Genomic DNA, 20772 nt, shown 5'->3' on the forward strand with positions numbered 1-20772 from the left:
TTTCTTGCGGTGTGGGCCGCTGTAATTCGCTTTAGGCGGGCAGCGGGTCAGCGTTACCCAGCGCCACGGTGTTCATGCCGCCATCGACGTACATGATTTCACCGGTGATGCCGCTGGCCAGGTCGGACAGCATGAAGGCGGCGGCGTTGCCGACTTCCTCGATGGTCACGTTGCGACGCAGCGGTGCATTGTGCGAGTTGTAGGCCAGCAGCTTGCCAAAATTGCCGATGCCGGAAGCCGCCAGGGTCTTGATCGGGCCGGCCGAGATGGCGTTGGCACGGATGCCTTCAGGGCCGAGACAGAAGGCCAGGTAACGGGTTGCCGCTTCCAGGCTGGCCTTGGCCAGGCCCATGGTGTTGTAGTTCGGCATGGTGCGCTCGGCGCCGAGATAGGAGAGGGCGAGCGCAGCGCTCTTGCGACCCTGCATCATCGGGCGAGCAGCCTTGACCAGCGCCGGGTAGCTGTACGATGAAATTTCGTGGGCGATGCGGAAAGCTTCACGGGTGATGCCGTTCAGGAAATCGCCTTCGATTGCTTCGGTCGGGGCGTAGGCAATGGAATGAACCAAGCCATCCAGTCCATCCCAGTGCTTGGCCAGTTCGACGAACAGATTATCAATCTGCTCATCGCTACCGACATCCAGCGGGAAAACCAGCGTGCTGTCGAATTCAGCGGCAAATTTGTTGATACGGTCCAAAAACCGTTCATTCTGGTACGAAAAGGCGAGTTGGGCACCTTCACGATGGCAGGCCTTGGCGATGCCATAGGCGATGGAATGCTTGGACAGCAGTCCGGTGATCAGAATTTTCTTGTCGGCGAGAAAGCCCATGTGTTGTTCTCCCTTAGGGGTTTAGCCGCAAGATTATAAACCGGGAAACAGTGATTCGCGGCATGCGACCACCGTTTCCGATTGCCACCTACATATTCGGGTAAGTCGGGCCTTCGCCGCCTTGCGGCACAACCCAGTTGATGTTTTGCGTCGGGTCCTTGATGTCGCAGGTCTTGCAGTGGACACAATTCTGGGCATTGATCTGCAGACGAGGACTTCCACCGCTTTCATCGCGCAGGATTTCATAGACGCCAGCCGGGCAGAAACGTTGTTCCGGGGCGTCGTATTTGGCGAGATTGACGCTGATGGGAACGCTGGCATCTTTTAACTGCAGATGGCAGGGCTGGTCTTCCTCATGGTTGGTGCTGGAAAGGAAAACAGAAGACAGGCGGTCAAAGGTGATCACGCCATCCGGCTTGGGATAGGTGATGGGTTCGCATTCGGCCGCCGGTTTCAGCTTGGCGTGGTCGGCCTTGCGGTTGTGCAGGGTCCATGGTGCCTTGCCACGCAACAAGACCTGATCAATGCCGAACATGATGGAGCCGAGCATCAGGCCTTTGTTCATCCACGGTTTGAAATTGCGCGTCTGGTGCAGTTCTTCGAACAACCAGCTCTTCTTGAAGCTTTCAGGATAGGCGCTCAGTTCGTCGCGCTGGCGTTCGGCCGTTAGTGCTTCAAAACAGGCTTCGGCTGCCAATGAGCCGGTTTTGATGGCGCAGTGCGTGCCTTTGATGCGCGCGGCATTCAGGAAGCCGGCATCATCACCGACCAGCACGCCGCCGGGGAAAGTCAGCTTGGGCAGTGACTGCAGGCCGCCGGCAGTCAGGGCACGGGCGCCATAAGCGATGCGTTTGCCACCTTCGAGGAACTTGCGGATTTCCGGATGGGTCTTGAAGCGCTGGAATTCTTCGTAGGGTGACAGGTGCGGGTTGCTGTAGCCGAGGCCGACGACGAAACCGACGGCGATCTGGTTGTTTTCCAGATGATAGAGAAAGCCGCCGCCGTAGGTGTCCGGCTGCATCGGCCAGCCGCCGCTATGAATGACGAGGCCGAGTTGGTGTTTGTCCGGATCGATTTCCCACAATTCCTTAAGGCCAATGCCGTAGGTTTGTGGATCGGTATCCGCGTTGAGGTTGAATTTTTCCATCAACTGCTTGCCGAGATGGCCGCGGCAACCTTCGGCGAAGAAAGTGTATTTGCCGAGCAGTTCCATGCCCATCTGAAAGTTCGGGCCTTCGGAACCATCGTGCAGGCGTCCCATGTCGCCGGTAGCTACGCCCTTGACGGCACCGTTCTCATCAAACAGCACTTCGGCGCCGGCAAAGCCTGGGTAGATTTCGACGCCCAGCGCTTCGGCCTGTTCGCCGAGCCAGCGGCAGACATTACCCAGAGAAATGACGTAATTGCCTTCATTGTGAAAGCAACTGGGCAGCAGGCTGTTCGGTACTTTGGTGGCGCCGGTTTCGGAGAGAATGAAAAAGCGATCCTCGGAAACAGGGGCGTTGAGCGGGGCACCGTCTTCCTGCCAGCTGGGCAATAGTTCGGTCAGGGCACGCGGGTCCATGACGGCGCCGGAAAGAATATGGGCGCCGATTTCGGCGCCTTTCTCGATCAGGCAGACGCCCAGATCAACCCCTTTTTCTGCTGCCAGTTGTTTCAGCCGAATGGCCGAAGCCAAGCCAGCCGGGCCGCCACCAACGATGACGACGTCAAATTCCATGGATTCGCGTTCCATGATGTCTCCTAAGTTTTATTGTTAGCTTATTTTCAATACGGTACAGTATGGAAATGCTTTGATCAACAACACTCTAGTATTCAGGATTATGGAACACAAGAAAAAGCTTATTCACGTCACGAAAATGCCCATTCGCTGGGGCGATATGGATGCCTATGGGCATGTCAACAACACGATCTATTTTCGCTACATGGAGCAGGCGCGGGTCGAATGGATCGAGGACATGAAGGTGCCGGTTCGCCCTGGTGGTGACGGGCCGGTCATCATCAATGCCAGCTGTACCTTCATGATCCCGATGACTTATCCGGGCATGGTTGAGGTGCGGACTTATGTCGGCGCGATTGGCCGCTCCAGCTTCCAGACCTACGTTGAAATGCGCATCGAGGGCGATGACAAACTCTACGCCGAGGGCGCGGCCAAGGTGGTGTGGATGAATACCCAGACCGGAAAATCAGTGCCGGTGCCTGATCACGTGCGGGCCGTACTCGAAGCAGAGTAAACTCACAGCCCATCGCATCATCGAATCCGAAGAGCATGGGCAAACGAAAAATCTGGGAAAAGCTGCTGTCGAGCGAACGCCTGGGGGCCGGCAAGGCACCCGGCACGGCCGAGCGTACGGCCTTCCAGCAGGATTACGACCGCATCGTCTTCACTTCCGCCTTCCGGCGCATGAAGGACAAGACGCAGGTTTTCCCGCTTTCCAAGAGCGATTATGTCCGGACTCGCCTGACGCACAGTCTTGAGGTCAGTTGTGTCGGGCGCTCTCTCGGTGCGGTGGTTGGGCGCGAGATCATCGCCCGGCACGGTTTGCAGCATGTCGAATCCGGTGATTTCGGTGCCATCGTTGCTGCGGCCTGTCTGGCTCATGACATCGGTAATCCACCCTTCGGCCATGCCGGTGAAGACGCCATCCGCGAATGGTTCCGCCATTCCGGGCTGCTCGAACGTCACGACTTTACGCCAGCGCAGAAGGCAGATTTCGAGCGCTACGAAGGCAACGCGCAAGGTTTTCGCATCGTCAGTCGGCTGCAAAGCCCGGCCAATCCCGGCGGCCTGCAACTGAGCAGTGCGGTATTGGCGACCTTTACCAAATATCCGCGTCCCTCCCATCTGGATACAGAGCTGGATGGCAAGAGTGGCAAGAAATTTGGCTTCTTCCAGCAGGATGCCGAGGCTTTCCAGCAAGTGGCGCGGGCGACCGGTTTGGTCGAACGTATCCCGGGTACCGCCTGGCGGCGCCATCCGCTGGCCTTTCTGGTCGAAGTGGCCGATGACACCTGCTACCTGATCGTTGATCTGGAAGATGCCGCGCGGCTCGGTTTCGTCCATTACAAGGACGCCGAATGCCTGCTCGCCGACCTGGCTGGCAACACGGTCAATGGCGGGCGGCTGGATCGGCTGCACGATCCGAAAGAGCGTTTGGAGTACCTGCGTGCAAAGGCCATCGGCTGCCTTCTTGAAAGTGCCGCGGCGGTCTTCCTGGAAAACGAGGATGCCATTCTGAGTGGAACGTTTGACGACGAACTGCTCGAAAACTCGCCGATCGCCCATCCCCTGCAGGCCATTCTCAAACTGGCCAAGGAAACGATCTACACGGCCCGCCCGGCGCTGGAAATTGAAACTGCCGGCTTCGAGGTACTTGGTGCCTTGCTTGGCTTATTCACCAATGCGGTCGAGGCGAAAGCGGGTCATGCTCGTTTCACCACCCGCGAACGCATGTTGCTGAAATTGCTGCCAACGCAGTTTCTTGGCCACGGCGGTGAGCCGGATGCCGATCCTTACATTCGTCTGTTGCAGGTGGCTGATTTTGTCGCCGGAATGACCGATTCTTACGCGGTGGACATGTATCGCAAGCTGAAGGGCTTCGACTTGCCGACCTGATTTTCTGCTTGCCAAAAACTGATTACTGTACAAAAATACAGTCAATGGTTTTTAGCGGAGGCCGGCCATGAAACTCACGCCACGTCAGCAGGAAATTCTCGACTTCATCAGGAGCACGCTGGAAGTGCTCGGTGCGCCGCCAACGCGCATGGAAATTTCCAGCGCCTTCGGTTTTGCTTCGCCCAATGCAGCGGAAGATCATCTCAAGGCGCTGGCCAAGAAGGGCGCCATCGTGCTCGAACCTGGTTCGGCGCGAGGCATTCGCTTGGTTGAGCAGCTTGGTCTGCCGTTGATTGGCAGTGTCGCCGCTGGCTCGCCCATCCTTGCTGTCGAGAACATGCAGGGGCGCTATGCGCTGGATGCCAGTCTGTTTGAACCGAAAGCCGATTTTCTGCTCAAGGTGCGCGGTCTGTCGATGATCGATGTCGGTATCTTCGATGGTGACCTGCTGGCCGTGCACAAGACCAACCAGGCACGCGATGGGCAGATCGTCGTCGCCCGGCTGGATGAAGAGGTGACGGTCAAACGTCTGGAACGCAGTGCTGGCCAGATCAGGCTGATTGCCGAGAACCCCGATTTCGAACCGATTATCGTCGATCCGGAAGCAGTTGATTTTGCCATCGAAGGCATTGCCGTCGGCCTGATTCGCGGGGCTGTTTCCAAGCTGTCATGACGCCCATGCCGTCGCCGGTCGCTTTGGCGGATGTGCTGGCCAGAGGTGATATCTGGCGCGGCGATACCTTGGCTTTCCTGCCGGAAACCGCCATTCCCAGCGGCCATGCCGAACTTGATGCTGAATTGCCGGGTGGTGGTTGGCCACGTGGCAATCTGACCGAGATACTGGTCGATCGCGGCAGTGTGGGTGAAATGAGCCTGCTGTTGCCAGCCTTGGCCAAATTGTCTGCCGAGGGCGGCTGGCTGGCGCTGGTGGCGCCACCCTGGCTGCCACATGCCCCAGCGTGGGCGGCTGCCGGGCTGGCACTGGATCGCTTGGTCATCGTTCAGGCTGGTAAAAGTGTGGCTTGGTGCGTCGAGCAATTGCTCGCCAGTGGCGGCTTCGCTGGTGTACTGGCCTGGCCCGAGGCGGGTATTGATGCGCGCGCCTTGCGCCGCTTGCAAGTGGCAGCCGAGGGGCGGTCTGTTTTTGCCTGTTTATGGCGCTCGACGGCAGCAGCCCGGGTGCCATCGCCTGCACCACTGCGCCTGATGGTGAACACGGTGCAGTCCGATGGCGAACAGGAATTGTCGGTGCGCATCATCAAGCGGCGTGGACGGCCGGTTTCCCGGCCGCTCGCCTTGTCCATACCCCGTCCCGGGAGAAGCTCGCGTGCTGTGGCTGGCCCTGCACTTTCCCTTGTTGCCGCTCGAGGCCTTGCCGCTGCGTCAGTCGCCTAGCGCCGTTGTCACTCGCGGTCGGGTGCTGGTCGGGGATCGTGAAGCGCTGACAGCTGGGGTTGAGGCAGGGCAAAAATTGTCGACGGCGCTTGGCCTGCAGCCTGGGCTGGCCGTTTTCGAACGTGACGAAACCCGAGAAGTAAAAGCCCTGGAAAGTCTGGCCTGCTGGGCCGGGCGCTTTACGCCGACAATCAGTCTGGCGCCGCCGGATGTGTTGCTGCTTGAAATCGGTGGCTGCCTGCGCCTGTTCGGTGGGACGAAGGCGATCGTCGAGGCGGTGCTGGCCGGTTGTGCCGAACAGTCCTATTCGCTGAACTGGGCGGTCGCCCCGACACCTTTGGGCGCCTCCTGGCTGGCCCGGCGGGGCTGTGCTGGTACGCATGTCGACATGTCGGACATGCAGGCAGCCTTGGCTGCCTTGCCTTGTGCCATTGGAGGCTGGCCGGATGAGGTGGTCAATCGTCTCGAATCGTTCGGACTGAAGCGGCTGGGCGATTTGCGGATGCTGCCCGGTGCCGGGTTGCGGCGGCGCATCGGCAATCGGCCGATGGATGATCTGCTGCGGGCCTGGGGGGATTTGCCTGATCCACAGAAGCTCTTTGTTTTCCCGGAAAATTTCGTCATCGACCTTGAGTTGCCTTCTCGTGTCGAATACGCCGAGGCGTTGGCGTTTGCCGGGCAACGCCTGTTCGCATCGCTGGCCGGTTGGCTGCATGGTCGGCAATTGCTGCTGCGTCGCTGCATCTTCCAATTGATGCATGACGATGGCGCGAAAACACCGCTGGTCTTGAGTTTTGCCGAGCCGGCAGCGAATGAGGCTCGCTTCATGCGGCTGTTGCGCGAGCATCTTGCCCGGTTGCAGCTCAAGGCGCCTGTCGAGGCCCTGCGCTTGCAGGCGGATGAACTGCTCGACAAGCCCGGTGCCAGCGCTCATCTGTTCGAGCAAGCGCCCGATGGCGAAGGGGCGTTGGCGTGCCTGGAGCGTCTGCGGGCCCGTTTGGGCGAGGGGGCTGTGCTGGCGCTCGCCCAGACTGCCGACCATCGTCCGGAATGTGCGACTGTTCAGCACGAAGTTGCAACAAACTCGGCTCAAAATTTATCGTCAACGACAGCCATCGGGCAGCACCGCCCTTTATGGCTGCTGCCCAGGCCTCAGGCGCTGGCCGAAACCGCCGGTAGCCCGCAATGGCATGGGCCGTTGAAGTTGCTCTCCCGTGCCGAGCGCCTGGAAAGCGGCTGGTGGGACGAGGGGGAATCTGGAGCCACTGGCGACGTGCGCCGTGACTATTTCGTCGCCCGCAATCCGCTGGGGCAGTGGGCGTGGATCTTCCGCGATGCCCAAGGCTGGTTTCTGCACGGCCTGTTCGCCTGAGCCGGTGAGCTTATGTCGCTGCCTGATTACGCAGAACTGCACTGCCTTTCCAACTTCAGCTTCCTGCGCGGGGCCTCGCATCCGGAAGAGCTGGCCGAACGTGCCGTGGCGCAAGGCTATAGTGCGCTGGCGCTGACCGACGAGTGTTCGCTGGCCGGTGTTGTCAGGGCGCATCTGGCGGCCAGGAAAAATGGGCTGAAATTCATTGTCGGCAGCGAGATCACAATGGTCGATGGCCTGAAGCTGGTCTTTCTGGCCTGCAACCGACACGGCTACGGCAATCTCTCGGCCTTGATCACGCTGGCTCGGCGACGAGCGGGGAAGGGGAGCTATACCCTGCACCGCAATGATCTGGAGGCCGTTTCGCCGAGTGGTGCGCTGCCTGATTGTCTGGTGCTCTGGGTGCCGGGCGGGAATCCATCGCCCGAGGATGGCGAGTGGCTGGCGAGTCGCTTTCCCGGTCGGTGCTGGATTGCCGTCGAATTGCATGCCGGGCCGGATGATTTGGCGAGGCTAGCCAGCTTGCAGGCCTTGGGTGAGGCCTGCGGCCTGCCGCTGGTGGCGACCGGCGATGTTCATATGCACATCAAGGCCCGCCGGCCGGTGCAGGATGTGCTGACGGCCTTGCGCCTGAAAAGTACGGTTTTTGAGGCTGGCTACGCGCTGTTCCCCAACGGCGAACGCCATCTACGCTCCCGGCTGCGGCTATCTCGCCTTTATCCGCCGGAACTGCTGGCCGAAACGCTGAGCATCGCGGCGCGCTGTGAGTTTTCGCTCGATGAGTTGCGTTACGAATACCCGGAGGAAATTGTGCCGGCCGGCGAAACGCCCGCCAGTTGGCTACGCGCCGAGACCGAGCGCGGCCTGCAACGGCGCTACCCGGCCGGTGTTCCCGACAGCGTTCGTGAACGGATTGAACACGAACTTGGGCTGATCACCGAAATGGCCTACGAGGCCTATTTCCTGACGGTTTACGACATCGTCTGTTTTGCCCGTAGTCAGGACATCCTCTGTCAGGGGCGTGGCTCGGCCGCCAATTCAGCAGTCTGCTACGCGCTGGGAGTGACCGAAGTCGATCCAGCCCGTTCGGCCTTGCTCTTCGAGCGCTTTGTCTCGAAAGAACGCGGCGAACCGCCGGATATCGATGTCGATTTCGAGCATGAACGACGCGAGGAGGTGATCCAGTACATCTACGCCAAGTACGGCCGCGAGCGAGCGGCACTGGCTGCGGCATTGATCACCTACCGGACCAAGGGGGCTTTGCGCGATGCGGGTCGGGCGCTTGGTTTCGGCATTGCCCAGATCAATGCCCTGACCGCCTCGCTGGCCTGGTGGGACAAGCGTGAGAAGTTGCCGGAACGCTTTGCCGAACTTGGCCTCGACCCGCAGGTACCGCGCGTTGAGAAGTGGCTGGCCATCGCCGAGGCGCTGCGCGGTTTTCCTCGCCATCTGACGCAGCATGTCGGCGGTTTTGTCATCTCGCGCGGGCCGCTCTCCCGGCTGGTGCCGGTTGAAAATGCGGCGATGCCGGCGCGCAGCGTGATCCAGTGGGACAAGGACGACCTCGATGCGATGGGCCTGATGAAAGTCGACATCCTGGCCCTCGGCATGCTGTCGGCCATTCGCCGGATGCTGCAGCTCGTTGGCGAAACGACCGGCCGAGCCTTGAAAATGCAGGATATTCCGCCCGAAGACCCGGCGACCTACGCGATGCTCTGCAAGGCCGACAGCATGGGCGTCTTCCAGGTCGAATCACGCGCCCAGATGGCCATGCTGCCGCGCCTGAGGCCGCGCAGTTTCTACGATCTGGTCGTCGAAGTGGCTCTGGTTCGGCCGGGGCCGATTCAGGGGGATATGGTGCATCCCTACCTGAAGCGCCGGCAGGGCAGGGAGCGAATCGAGAGGATTTCGCCCGCCGTCGATGCTGTGCTCGAGCGCACCTATGGCGTACCGATCTTTCAGGAGCAGGTCATGCAACTGGCCGTGGTTGCTGCCAACTTTACGCCTGGCGAGGCGGACCAGTTACGCCGAGCAATGGCCGCCTGGAAGCGCAAGGGCGGTTTGGAGCCATTCGAACAGAAATTGCGTGCCGGCATGGCTGACAACAGATTGCCGGCGGCCTTTGCCGAGCGGATCATCCTGCAGATTCAGGGCTTCGGCGAATACGGCTTCCCCGAGTCGCACGCCGCCAGCTTTGCCCTGCTCGTCTACGCCTCGGCCTGGCTCAAACGCCACCATCCGGCTGCATTCCTATGTGGTCTGCTCAATAGCCAGCCGATGGGCTTTTATTCGCCATCGATGCTGATCCAGGATGCACGTCGCCATGGTGTCAGCGTGTTGCCGCCGGATGTCATGGTCAGCAACTGGGATAGTCATCTCGATGAAAATGGCGCCGTGCGTCTCGGCCTGCGTGAAATCAGCGGTTTTTCCAAAGCGGTGGCCGAACGCATTGCTGCGGTCTACCGAAAAGAACAGCCCTTTTCGAATGTCGCTGATCTGGCCGAACGAGCCGGTTTGCAAAGGCGTGATCTTGATCTGCTGGCCGCTGCAGATGCCCTGCAAGGACTGGCTGGTCATCGTCGGCAGGCCGCTTGGGCCGCCTCTGCCGCAGTCGTTCAGGGCGACCTGTTCGATGGCACCCCCGTATTTGAAACAGAAATCGAACTGCCTGCGCCGAACGAAGGGGAAAACCTGGTTGCCGATTACCGCAGCCTCGGCCTGACCCTGCGTTGCCACCCGCTGACTTTACTGCGTCAGCAGCTAGCCGAACGCCGCTTCGTCTCTGCGACAGATCTAAAAAAGGCTGGCCACCACGCCTTGATCCGATCCGCCGGCATCGTCGTCGGCCGCCAGCGACCAGGCACCGCGACAGGCATCGTTTTCGTCACGCTGGAAGACGAGAGCGGGCTGACCAATGTCGTCGTCCATCCTCAACTGGTCGAAAAACAGCGCCGCGAGTTGCTAAACGCAACGCTGCTCGGGGTTTACGGGCAGTTACAGGTTGAAGGCGAGGTGCTCCACCTCGTCGCCAAGCGATTGGTCGATCTTTCAGCTTGGTTGGGGCGCCTGGAAACAGTTAGTCGGGATTTTCATTGAAGGCCAGATCCTCATGTTAGAAGGTGCTCATATTGTTGGGCGCACAGTCATTAACCCGAAATCGTGACAAAACGCACATCAAGCAATCTCCGATCGTCATTAGTATTGCGTTATCCAAACTGCCATCGATCCGCACTGACCGTGCCATCTCATCCAATCGAATTGACGAACGAAATGATGCACCCAAAATTACACAAGCTGCCTGACCAGAATCCGGCCAGGCAAGGTCTGGGTTTTGCCCTTCGTACATCCGTAGCAGTCGTTTTGGCTGTTGGCTTTTCTGTCACCGCAGAGGCAACGCCTGAGAAGGCCGCAAGCTATTACGAAGATGCCCTCCGGAAGTACGAAAAAAACGAGATGCCCGCGGCCGTCATTCAGCTGAAAAACGCCATCCAGCAAGATCAAAAAATGCTGGCGGCGCATCTGTTACTCGGCAAGGTTTTGCTCAAAAATGGCGATTTGAAGGGGGCTGAAGCAGCGTTTGAGGAGGCTCTCAAGCAGGGCGTCAATCGTGGTGAGGTCGCCCTGCCACTCGGGCAGGTTTACCTCGCGCTAGGTCGCCCTGAAGCCGTCATCGAAAAAATATCTGCTTCCGGTTTGGCTCCTGCATTGCAGGTCGAAGTGCTGACCATGCGGGGAAATGCCTACCTTGAATCTGGCAAGAGCAGTCTTGCGGTTCAAAGTTTTGAGAATGCCAAAGCCATTGACCCGAAGTCGCCATTGCCTTTAATTGCTGAAGTGCCGATGTTGTTGGCGGCCGGAAGACTCGACCAGGCAAAGGAAAAGGCCAACAAAGCCATCGAGTTGGCGCCAAATAACGCTTCGGCCTGGAACATGAAAGCCTCAGTGCTGCATGCTTCCTTTGAAGCCAATGGGGCACTGGCAGCCTATGACAAAGCCTTGGCGCTAGCCCCGAAGCATGTCGATGCCCGTATTGCTCGCGCCGCATTGCTCATTGATCTCAAACGTGATGCTGACGTTCAAAAGGATCTGGATTACCTGAAAACAATTGCCGACGATGAGCCACGGGCGGCTTACCTCCGAGCAGTGCTGGCCAGCCAGCGCGGTGACGCGAACGCGACGAACGCGGCGCTAAAAGAAGTGACACGGACCATCGACAGCCTTCCTTCTGCTTGGCTGGCCCGTCGCGAGCAATTGCTGATGGCAGCTGCTTTGGCCCACTACGGCCAGGGTGGTCATGAGAAGGCTCGCGAATACCTGGATATTCTTATCGCGCGGAGCCCAAGCAATCTGGGGGCTAAGAAGCTGCTGGCCTCGATTTTTGTCGACGCGAAGGATTACGGCCGTGCTCAGCCCTTGCTCGAATCCCTGCAACGAGCCACACCGGAAGATCCTCAGGTGATATTCATGCTGGGTACGGTGAATTTGGCCCAAAGGCGCTATGCGCAGGCTACTGACCTTCTCGAAAAGGCTGCTGCTCGTACCGGTTCTCCCGACATGAACCGCTCACTGGGTTTGAGCCAGCTTGGTTTGGGGCAGTCTGAAAAGGGGCTTGCCAGCCTGGAGAAAGCTTTTGCCGCCAATCCGGCAGATCTCCGTGCCGGCATGGCATTGGCTACGCTTTACATGCGCCTTGCCAAGAAAGACAAGGCGATGAAAATTGCCGAGGCAATGGTCAAGCACGATCTCGAGAATCTGACCGCATTGAACTTTCTCGGCACAATCAAGGGAGCGAGCGGCGACAAGGCAGGCGCTCGTGCTGCATATACGCAGGTACTTGCCAAGGATTCAGCGTTTGCCCCTTCTGTGCTGAATCTGGTACGTCTGGATATCGGAGAAAAGCGCTTCGATGAGGCTCGTCGCCGTCTTGATGCTTTATTGAAAAAAGATAGCAATGACTATCAGGTGCTGTTCGAGTACGGCTTGCTTGAGCAGCGGGCTGAACGCCCGGCTGAAGCGATTCGCCATCTGATCAAGGCAGGTGACATCCAGCGTAACGATCCCAATCCCACCTTGGTATTGATCGATCTGTACCTGAATCAGCGCCAAGGTGAAGAGGCGCTCAAAACAGCCAAGGCGCTGGTCAGTAAATTCTCGACAAACCTCAGGGTGCAACAGGCTTTGGCGCGAACCTATCTGGCTACCGGGGATGTAGTAAACGCGCGTAATGTTTTGACTACCACGACTCGCCTGGCCGAATTCGATCCGAAAGCCCAGGTCTCCATCGCGCGTATGCAATTGGCGGCAGCCAATCCTGATGGAGCAGCCTACAGCGTCTCCAAGGCGCTTCAAGGTAACCCCGATGATGTTGCAGCACTCGCTCTGGCAGTTCAGGTTGAAGCTAGACGCGGTGATGCAGCCAAGGCCGATACAGCCCTCAGGGTCTTGACTTTAAAACACCCGACGGCTGTAGAGACGATTCGTGCCGGTGCTGAACTGGCCATGATGCGTGGCCAGTATCAGGCCGCGATTACCGCTTTCCGCAAACTCCTTGCGCGCGAAGAAACCAGCGGCAATGCCTTGGCCTTGGTCGATGCGCAGACGAGGGCAGGCGAGTCGGGCAAGGCATCTGCCTTCCTCGAAAACTGGGTTAAGAGTCACCCCGGCGATCAGAGGGCACTGAAGGCACTGGCCGACATCCTGTTCCGTGCAGGTCAATTGCCTGCGGCAAAACAGGCATATCAAAAATTGCTTGCTGCCAACCCTGACGATGCAGTCTCGCTGAACAACTATGCCAACTTGCTCCAGAAAATGAACGATCCTTCAGCTCAGGAGATCGCGGAAAAGGCGCTCAAATTGTCACCCAACCATCCGGCCTATGCCGATACACTGGGCTGGATTCTGGTTAGCAAGGGGCAGTTTGAGGTTGGGCTAAGGTATTTGCGCGAAGCGCGCCTGCGCAGCCCGGAAAATGGTGATATCCGTTTCCATCTTGCCTATGCCTTGGCCAAAGCTGGAAGGCGCGATGAGGCTCGGGATGAGTTGCGTGAGGCCATTGGCGCTTCCGGTGAGTTCAAGGGGAGTCCTTTGTTTGGGCAGCTTCGGCGGGATCTTGGCGTGATGAATGACTAGTATCATGTGTCGAAATTCTTTACAGCATTTGTTTTTTGATTAATAAAAAATTTTCATGTCGTTGAAAAACAACAGCTATTTATTCAGGTATGTTTTTTGCTAAATCAAGATCAGCAAAGTACTTTTGGGGCAAAAAAATGAAAAACCAATTAAAGGCAGTCGTTCTGGCAGTAGGCATGCTTGCCGCAGGTCAGGCTTCGGCTACGACATGGAACTTGGCGGGCTCTACTCCATCTGCAGATGTGACGACTACTGCTTACTCCAACACTGGGGGCGCTAATAACTCTACCAGTACAGCCAGCAACGCTGCGACACAAACCATTGAAACCGCGAATTGGTTGGGTCAGTCACAGGGCTATGGTGGGATTGCCAACAACGATGGTTATTACACCAATCCGAATACCGGTGTTACGACTAGGGGTAGCGGGTGTCCTAGTGGTAGCAATCTGACTTATTGTGACAATCTCGATGCTATCGGTGGCACTCCTGAGCACGCAATCGATAATGCTCAGCGCTACGATATGGCGCTGCTCAATTTCGGAGCCTCGGTAGTCAAGCTGAGTAGTGTAAATCTGAGTTGGATTCAGTCTGATTCCGACCTGACCGTACTGGCTTTCACCGGAGCTGGTGCTTTCAACGAAAACACCATGTTGAAAGGACTGACGTACGACAAGCTGACGTCAAATGGCTGGACAGTAGTTGGAAATACGGTTGGTAGTTCTTCTACCTATACCCAAGCCATTAACGGGGCTGGAGTTGCTTCTTCCTACTGGTTGATAGGTGCGTTCAATCCGCTTGTTAGTTCAGCAGGTGCATCTATGTCGGGAGGTTTCGACTATGTGAAACTTTCCTCGGTAGTCGGGACTACTTGTCCTCCGGGTTCGACTGGAGGTACGGGAGGGTGTGGCTCTAATAAGGCCCCGGAACCAGGTTCGCTAGCATTGATGGGCGTTGGCCTGCTTGGATTGCTCCGCTTGCGCAAGCGTCGGTAATTCAAGTTCTATACGATAAAACGGCACCTCAGGGTGCCGTTTTGCTTGGTGGGGAAGCTGCGCAATCCGGTGCGTTTGATTGGCGAGCGGGTGATCGCGATTTAATTTGACTGAATCAATGCTGCTAGCGTAGCCACCGAACGTAGATGTTCGCGTGCTTTTTCATCACTGGCTTCAAGCACCACCCCATACTTTTTCTTCAGTCCGAGCACAAGTTCGAGCGCATCGATCGAATCGAGGCCTAGGCCGCCATCAGCAAAAAGCAGGGTGTCGTCTTTGATGTCGGCTGGTGTGATGTCTTCGAGATTCATCGTTTCGATGATGAAGACCTTTAGTTCCTCGTGTAGTTCGCTCATTTTCAGTTCAGTTTCTTGCGTAGTTGAATGCCGGAAAAGCCCAACGTGGCGTCGTCGCCTGCGCCGATAAGGCGTAGTGTATCGCCACGGCTGGTGCCTAGGCCAGCGGTAACCACTTCGTTGTCGGATACCGGCTGGAAGGCGATGCGTAGCAGCAGGTCGGGTACCTCGGGAAAATGTGCCTCGCCAATCAGGATTCCGTGGTCTTCCTTGAGCAGAAGCCTGTCTGGCGATGGTCCGTCAATCTTGCCGACAATTTCGTAGTGACCGAGATTTTGCAGGAAAGGCTCAGGAATGAGCGATGGTTTTAGTTTTTCACCGAAGATCAGTGATTCGTCGCCGATTCTTCCGACGATTATCTGACGCCCATCAGCTTCAGCCATTGATAGATGAATGTCCTCGAAAGCGCCGACGCGCACCGGCAACATGCCGAACACTTTGTATTTGATGGTCAGCAGGCCGTCTTCGTGCGGTACCAGGCGGAATTGGTGGCCGGCCGCATCGACGTCGATCTGGCCGGATTTTGTGCTGATTCTGGCCAGTCCGACCATGGTGTCGAAATGACCATCGAACTGGCGTAATTCTTCGGGGGTTGGTGAGCGTTCAGCGGCGCGAACTGGGAGGGCAGGATTCTGGCGAATGCCGGTTTTTGCTTCCAGCATCAGGCGCAGGGCTTCGGCGGCAATTTTCGAGACGGCGACATGCGAGGTGGCCGAATTGGAAAGGACAACTACGCCCAGTTTGTGCTCCGGCAAAATCGCCATCATGCTGTGCGAATCGGGTAGCGAGCCGCCATGACTAGCGACCGGGCCGCCGCCGGGAATGTCGATGCCGCTCATCATCCAGCCAAGACCGACGTATTGCTTGAAGGTTAGTGGGAAATCCTTGTTCTGGATGCGGACCATCTCGTGCAAGGAGGCTGCCGACAGCAGTTGCTGATTGCCCACTCTGCCCTCGGCAAACTGCATTTTCAGGAACTGGCTGAGGTCGACGACATTGCTCAGTAGGTTGGCGGCGGGCATGTCGCGTAACGAGAAAACCTCGCTTTCCTTGTTGCGGTCATAGGCTTTGGCGATCGGGCGTTGAGCGAAACTGCTCTGGGGCATGTCCAGTGGCAGGAAGAAATGCTCACGCATGTAAGTGTCGAAGGCTTGGCCGCTGACTTTCTGTATAGCGGCGCCAAGTAGCGCCATGCCAAGATTGGAATAGGAAAAAACGTAGTTGGGCGGAAAGGCGAGATGTTCGTCGTGAATGGCCTCAACCACAGAGTCAAAACGGTCAGGTTCGCGTACAAAGAGACCGCGCAGGAAGTTCGATGGCAGTCCGGAGTGATGGCACATAATGTTGCGCGGCGTAACCGGGGCGGCATTCGGAAAGCGGCTCTTGATCGAGAATTCGGGCAGCGCGGCCGCCAAGGGGCGGTCGATGTCGAGTTTGCCCTGTTCGGCGAGTTGCATGGCGGCAGCTGCGGTAAATACCTTGGCGATGGAGCCGGCCCGATAGACCGTTTCTGGCGTAGCCGGGGTCTTGTTTTCCAGGTCGGCATAACCGAAGCCTTGCTGCCAGATCACCTGTTGGTTATCGACCAAAGCGATACTGATTCCAGTGATCTCGTTTTGGACCATTTCGCGGTCGACCAGCCAGGTGAGGTATTTCTGCGTGTGGTCATAGTTGCCGCGAACATCGCTCGGCGGAACGGGGGGAGGCGTGGCGCAGCCGCAGAGCAAAAAAACGGCACCGGCGATGAGCGGGGCAAGGCGGTTGATCATGGGGAAATGCTTTCGCGGCTATGGCAATGGATTATAAACAGATAGCACTGTTGGCCTTTCGGGAAAATAGCTGACAAATTCAGTCGAGTATTCTAAAATTGCCCTCCTTTGAATAGGGAGATCAGGCTTCATGTTCCGGCATTTGCGTGAGGACATCCGTGCGGTTTTCGACCGCGATCCGGCGGCCCGCTCGTTCTGGGAGGTGCTGACCTGCTACCCCGGTATCCACGCCCTGATCATGCATCGTCTGGCTCACTGGCTGTGGGGGCATCGCCTGCGCTGGTTGGCGCGTTTTACGGCCCACCTGGCGCGTATGCTGACCGGCATCGAAATCCACCCGGGAGCTACGATCGGTCGCCGTTTTTTTATCGATCACGGCATGGGGGTTGTTATCGGTGAAACGGCCATCATTGGTGACGACGTTACGCTTTACCATGGGGTCACGTTGGGCGGCACCTCTTGGAACAAGGGCAAACGCCATCCGACATTGGAAGATGGGGTGGTTATCGGCGCTGGTGCCAAGGTGCTCGGCCCGATCACGATCAGTGCTGGCGCCAAGGTCGGCTCGAATGCCGTGGTAACCAAGCCCGTCCCGGCAGGGGCTACTGCCGTTGGCAACCCGGCGCGAATTATTGATCAGCAAACACGCGAACGCGAGGCTCAAGCTGAAAAACTGGGCTTCTCCGCCTATGCCGTTGCCCGCGATCAGGATGATCCGCTGGCCAAGGCTATCCACGCGCTGCTTGATCACGCAGCCGAGACGGATCGTCGTCTTGCTTCTCTGGTCAAGGAGCTTGAGGCGCAAGGCGTCAAGTGTGACGAAGAAGTGCAGCAGGCCGATTCCTTTGATCCGAAATACCTGAGCAAAATAGTTGACTAATTTTCTCTGGTATATATAGTTGACCATAATACTAGGTTATTAGCAGGAGTTCGGAATGCGTTTAACGACCAAAGGACGTTTTGCCGTAACGGCCATGATGGATCTCGCCTTGCGTGGTGAGGACGGGCCGGTTGCGCTGGCCAGCATCAGCGAGCGGCAGAAGATATCGCTGTCTTACTTGGAGCAGTTGTTCGGCAAGCTGCGCCGCCACAAGTTGGTTGATAGTGTGCGTGGTCCTGGCGGCGGCTACTGCATTGCCCGGCCGCTCGAGCTGGTGCAGGTGGCCGATATCATCCGCGCTGTCGATGAGCAACTCGACGCCACGCAGTGCGGGGGGCGCGAGAATTGCCACGACGAACATCGTTGCATGACGCATGACCTGTGGACGACGTTGAATATAAAGATGTTCGAGTACCTTTCTTCGGTGACGCTGGCTGATTTGGTTGCCTGCGAGAAGCAAAAGCGCACTCCCGCTACCATTGCGCTCGAAGACAAGCGCCGCCTCGGTCCGCAGCCGCGTGGTCGTGCTGGGAGTGAAAAGATCCCTGCTGCTATCTGACCTCCATCATGTTTCGCCCTGTCTATCTCGACCACAACGCCACGACGCCGCTCGATCCTGCGGTGTTGGCAGCGATGTTGCCCTGGCTGGAAAGTCAGTACGGTAATGCGTCGAGTCGCCACGAGTATGGCCGGCGGGCCAGGCAGGCGATTGATGAGGCACGGCAAAGAGTTGCCGCGTCAGTTAACGCCCACCCGACGGAAGTGGTTTTTACCAGCGGTGGCAGCGAGGCCAATAACCTGTTCCTGAAGGGGGCTGCGGCCAGCCTCAAGCCCGGCATACTCGCCGTCAGTGCCATTGAGCATCCCTGTGTGCTCAAGCCGGCGGCCCAACTGGCAAAGCAGGGCTGGCAGGTCAAACATATTGCGGTCGATGGTGCCGGAAGAGTCAACGCCGAGGATTACGCAGAAGCCATGCTGGCTAGGCCAAAGTTGGTATCGGTGATGCTCGCCAACAACGAAACCGGTGTTGTGCAGGATGTCGCCGCGCTGGCAAGCTCGGCAAAGAGCGCTGGCTGCTGGTTTCATACCGATGCTGTACAGGCGCTGGGTAAGCTGGATATCGACTTTCGCGCCCTGAGCGTGGCTGGCGTGCATGCCATGACATTGTCAGCCCACAAGGCCTGTGGCCCGAAAGGGGCGGCGGCGCTGGTTCTCGACAAGCGTGTCGAATTGCAGCCGCTGATTGCCGGTGGTGGCCATGAGCGAGGCTTGCGTTCCGGCACTGAAAATGTGCCGGCAATCGTCGGATTTGGCTTTGCAGCGGAACTTGCAGCGAATCGTGTTGCCGAATTGTCGGCTCGCTTGCGGGTCATGCAGGCGAAGCTGGAAGCAGGGCTGGTTGGTTTGGGTGCCCGGGTCTTTGCGACAGATGCGATGCGTTTGCCGAATACCAGCTATTTCGCCTTTCCGGACATCGATGGCGAAACGCTGGTCGGCAAGCTGGACCGCGAAGGATTTGCCGTGGCCAGCGGCGCGGCGTGTTCCAGTGCCAATCCGGAGCCATCGCATGTCTTGCGGGCAATGGGTGTGGCGCCGGAAATCTCCCGCGGGGCAATACGTGTCAGCCTCGGGGCAAGTAACACTGAAGCTGAAATTGAACAATTCATCAACGCCTTGCAGGCTACAGTCGGACGCCTGCAGGGACTGACGGCGATGGCTGTCTGAACAACCCGACTTAGCGAGAATGACGATGAAACTCCCCATCTACCTTGATTACTCGGCAACCACCCCGGTCGACCCCCGTGTCGCCGAAAAAATGATTCCCTACCTCTGTGAGCATTTCGGCAATCCGGCCTCTCGTTCGCACAGCTTCGGCTGGGTGGCCGATGCCGCGGTCGAAGAAGCTCGCGAGCAGGTCGCTGCGCTGGTCAATGCGGACCCCAAGGAAATCGTCTGGACCTCCGGTGCTACCGAATCCAATAACCTCGCTATCAAGGGTGCCGCCAATTTTTACGCTGGCACCAAGGGTAAGCACATCATTACGGTGAAGACCGAGCACAAGGCTGTGCTCGATACCGTGCGCGAAATGGAACGCCAGGGTTTCGAGGCGACCTACCTCGACGTCAAGGACGACGGCCTGCTCGACCTGGAAGTCTTCAAGGCAGCGATTCGCCCCGATACCGTGCTGGTCTCGGTGATGTACGTCAATAATGAAGTCGGCGTCATCCAGCCGATCGCCGAACTCGGTGAAATCTGTCGTGAGAAGGGCATCATCTTCCACGTCGATGCCGCCCAGGCGACCGGCAAGGTTGATATTGACCTGAGCAAGCTCAAGGTTGATCTGATGAGCTTCTGCGCTCACAAGACCTATGGCCCGAAGGGTATCGGCGCGTTGTACGTCCGCCGCAAGCCGCGTATTCGTCTCGAGGCACAGATGCACGGTGGCGGTCATGAACGCGGTTTTCGCTCGGGCACGCTGCCGACGCATCAGATTGTCGGTATGGGCGAATGCTTCCGTTTGGCCAAGGAAGAAATGGTTGAAGAGAACAAGCGCGTTGGCGCACTGCGCGACAAGTTGCTGAAGGGCTTGCAGGATATCGAGGCCACTTTCGTCAATGGCGACTTGACGCAGCGCGTGGCGCACAATCTCAACATCAGCTTTGCCTATGTTGAAGGTGAGTCGATGATCATGGCCATCAAGGATCTGGCTGTTTCCTCTGGCTCGGCCTGCACCTCAGCCAGCCTGGAACCTTCCTACGTATTGCGTGCCTTGGGACGCGATGACGAGTTGGCGCACAGCTCCATCCGTTTTAGCATCGGTCGCTTTACGACTGAAGAAGAAATTGACTATGCAATCAAATTGTTGCATCAGAAAGTTGGCAAGCTACGCGAACTTTCACCGCTATGGGAAATGTACAAGGACGGTATCGATCTGAGTACCGTTCAGTGGGCTGCGCATTAAGTTGCCAGCTGCTGGTTACTGGTTGTTAGCAGGCTTTTGCTAGCGACTAATAACGAACAACTAATAACTGAATTTTGGAGAAACAACATGAGCTATAGCGTAAAAGTCATTGATCACTATGAGAATCCGCGTAACGTCGGTTCGTTTGGCAAGGAAGACGATGGCGTTGGTACCGGCATGGTGGGCGCTCCGGCCTGCGGCGACGTGATGAAGCTGCAGATCAAGGTCAACAAGTCTGGCGTGATCGAAGATGCCAAGTTCAAGACCTACGGTTGCGGCTCGGCGATCGCTTCGTCGTCGCTGGTCACCGAGTGGGTCAAGGGCAAGACCGTTGATCAGGCCCTGGCGATCAAAAACACTGAAATTGCCGAAGAGCTGGCGCTGCCGCCGGTTAAAATTCACTGTTCGATTCTGGCCGAGGATGCCATCAAGGCAGCTGTGGCGGATTACAAGAAAAAGCACGGAGAATAAG

Annotated in this window: 17 protein-coding genes; 13 read left to right on the plus strand and 4 right to left on the minus strand. The window is 57.8% G+C overall.

Features of this window, described 5'->3' with window-relative positions; translation table 11 throughout:
* Window positions 1-31 precede the first annotated feature (31 nt).
* Both fabI and KI617_RS08395 read right to left on the minus strand, forming a co-directional pair.
* Window positions 32-829 carry an enoyl-ACP reductase FabI gene (fabI, locus tag KI617_RS08390; RefSeq protein ID WP_226451546.1) on the minus strand — a complete coding sequence of 266 codons (798 nt, stop codon included), beginning with the start codon at window positions 827-829 and terminating at the stop codon, window positions 32-34.
* Window positions 830-917: 88 nt separating this feature from the next.
* Window positions 918-2564, minus strand: a complete 1647-nt coding sequence (locus KI617_RS08395) for an electron transfer flavoprotein-ubiquinone oxidoreductase (protein ID WP_226451547.1) — start codon at window positions 2562-2564, stop codon at window positions 918-920.
* Window positions 2565-2652: 88 nt separating this feature from the next.
* Here KI617_RS08395 and KI617_RS08400 point away from each other — a divergent pair, with 88 nt between their 5' ends.
* The 8 genes from KI617_RS08400 to xdp1 all read left to right on the plus strand — a co-directional run bounded on the left by KI617_RS08400 (window position 2653) and on the right by xdp1 (window position 14333).
* A complete protein-coding gene (locus tag KI617_RS08400; protein WP_226451548.1) occupies window positions 2653-3063 on the plus strand; it encodes an acyl-CoA thioesterase in 411 nt (136 codons plus the stop codon).
* A gap of 35 nt (window positions 3064-3098) precedes the next feature.
* Complete coding sequence (locus KI617_RS08405; RefSeq protein WP_226451549.1) at window positions 3099-4445, plus strand: deoxyguanosinetriphosphate triphosphohydrolase; 1347 nt, start codon at window positions 3099-3101, stop codon at window positions 4443-4445.
* Window positions 4446-4512: 67 nt separating this feature from the next.
* Window positions 4513-5118 (plus strand): transcriptional repressor LexA, encoded by a 606-nt coding sequence (lexA, locus tag KI617_RS08410; protein WP_226451550.1) that lies wholly within the window; start codon window positions 4513-4515, stop codon window positions 5116-5118.
* On the plus strand, window positions 5115-5840 hold the full coding sequence (gene imuA, locus KI617_RS08415) for a translesion DNA synthesis-associated protein ImuA (RefSeq protein ID WP_226451551.1): 726 nt from the start codon (window positions 5115-5117) through the stop codon (window positions 5838-5840). Before lexA ends, imuA begins: the two co-directional genes overlap by 4 nt.
* On the plus strand, window positions 5773-7212 hold the full coding sequence (locus tag KI617_RS08420) for a Y-family DNA polymerase (RefSeq protein WP_226451552.1): 1440 nt from the start codon (window positions 5773-5775) through the stop codon (window positions 7210-7212). Before imuA ends, KI617_RS08420 begins: the two co-directional genes overlap by 68 nt.
* Window positions 7213-7224: 12 nt before the next feature.
* Window positions 7225-10308 carry an error-prone DNA polymerase gene (locus KI617_RS08425; RefSeq protein WP_226451553.1) on the plus strand — a complete coding sequence of 1028 codons (3084 nt, stop codon included), beginning with the start codon at window positions 7225-7227 and terminating at the stop codon, window positions 10306-10308.
* A gap of 174 nt (window positions 10309-10482) precedes the next feature.
* Window positions 10483-13341 carry an XrtA/PEP-CTERM system TPR-repeat protein PrsT gene (gene prsT / locus KI617_RS08430; RefSeq protein WP_226451554.1) on the plus strand — a complete coding sequence of 953 codons (2859 nt, stop codon included), beginning with the start codon at window positions 10483-10485 and terminating at the stop codon, window positions 13339-13341.
* Window positions 13342-13430: 89 nt separating this feature from the next.
* Window positions 13431-14333, plus strand: a complete 903-nt coding sequence (gene xdp1 / locus KI617_RS08435) for an exosortase-dependent surface protein XDP1 (RefSeq protein WP_226451555.1) — start codon at window positions 13431-13433, stop codon at window positions 14331-14333.
* Between the two features lie 101 nt (window positions 14334-14434).
* Here xdp1 and KI617_RS08440 read toward each other — a convergent pair whose 3' ends face one another.
* Window positions 14435-14689, minus strand: coding sequence for a phosphopantetheine-binding protein (locus KI617_RS08440; RefSeq protein WP_264180067.1), 255 nt, complete (start codon window positions 14687-14689; stop codon window positions 14435-14437).
* A 2-nt stretch (window positions 14690-14691) separates the two neighbouring features.
* Window positions 14692-16458, minus strand: coding sequence for a serine hydrolase domain-containing protein (locus KI617_RS08445; RefSeq protein WP_226451556.1), 1767 nt, complete (start codon window positions 16456-16458; stop codon window positions 14692-14694).
* Window positions 16459-16588: 130 nt separating this feature from the next.
* On the opposite strand from KI617_RS08445, the gene cysE reads away from it, so the two are divergent.
* The 5 genes from cysE (at window position 16589) to iscU (ending at window position 20771) form a co-directional block, all read left to right on the plus strand.
* Window positions 16589-17338: a serine O-acetyltransferase gene (gene cysE / locus KI617_RS08450; protein WP_226451557.1), complete on the plus strand. Its 750-nt coding sequence runs from the start codon at window positions 16589-16591 to the stop codon at window positions 17336-17338.
* Window positions 17339-17393: 55 nt separating this feature from the next.
* Window positions 17394-17897 carry a Fe-S cluster assembly transcriptional regulator IscR gene (gene iscR, locus KI617_RS08455; RefSeq protein ID WP_226451558.1) on the plus strand — a complete coding sequence of 168 codons (504 nt, stop codon included), beginning with the start codon at window positions 17394-17396 and terminating at the stop codon, window positions 17895-17897.
* A gap of 8 nt (window positions 17898-17905) precedes the next feature.
* Window positions 17906-19063 carry a cysteine desulfurase family protein gene (locus KI617_RS08460; RefSeq protein ID WP_226451559.1) on the plus strand — a complete coding sequence of 386 codons (1158 nt, stop codon included), beginning with the start codon at window positions 17906-17908 and terminating at the stop codon, window positions 19061-19063.
* A 25-nt stretch (window positions 19064-19088) separates the two neighbouring features.
* Window positions 19089-20300, plus strand: coding sequence for an IscS subfamily cysteine desulfurase (locus KI617_RS08465; RefSeq protein ID WP_226451560.1), 1212 nt, complete (start codon window positions 19089-19091; stop codon window positions 20298-20300).
* Between the two features lie 87 nt (window positions 20301-20387).
* Window positions 20388-20771 (plus strand): Fe-S cluster assembly scaffold IscU, encoded by a 384-nt coding sequence (gene iscU / locus KI617_RS08470; protein ID WP_153149973.1) that lies wholly within the window; start codon window positions 20388-20390, stop codon window positions 20769-20771.
* The last annotated feature ends 1 nt before the right edge of the window (window position 20772 follow it).

This window comes from Ferribacterium limneticum, assembly GCF_020510625.1.
In the GTDB taxonomy this organism is placed as follows: Bacteria; Pseudomonadota; Gammaproteobacteria; order Burkholderiales; family Rhodocyclaceae; genus Azonexus; species Azonexus limneticus_A.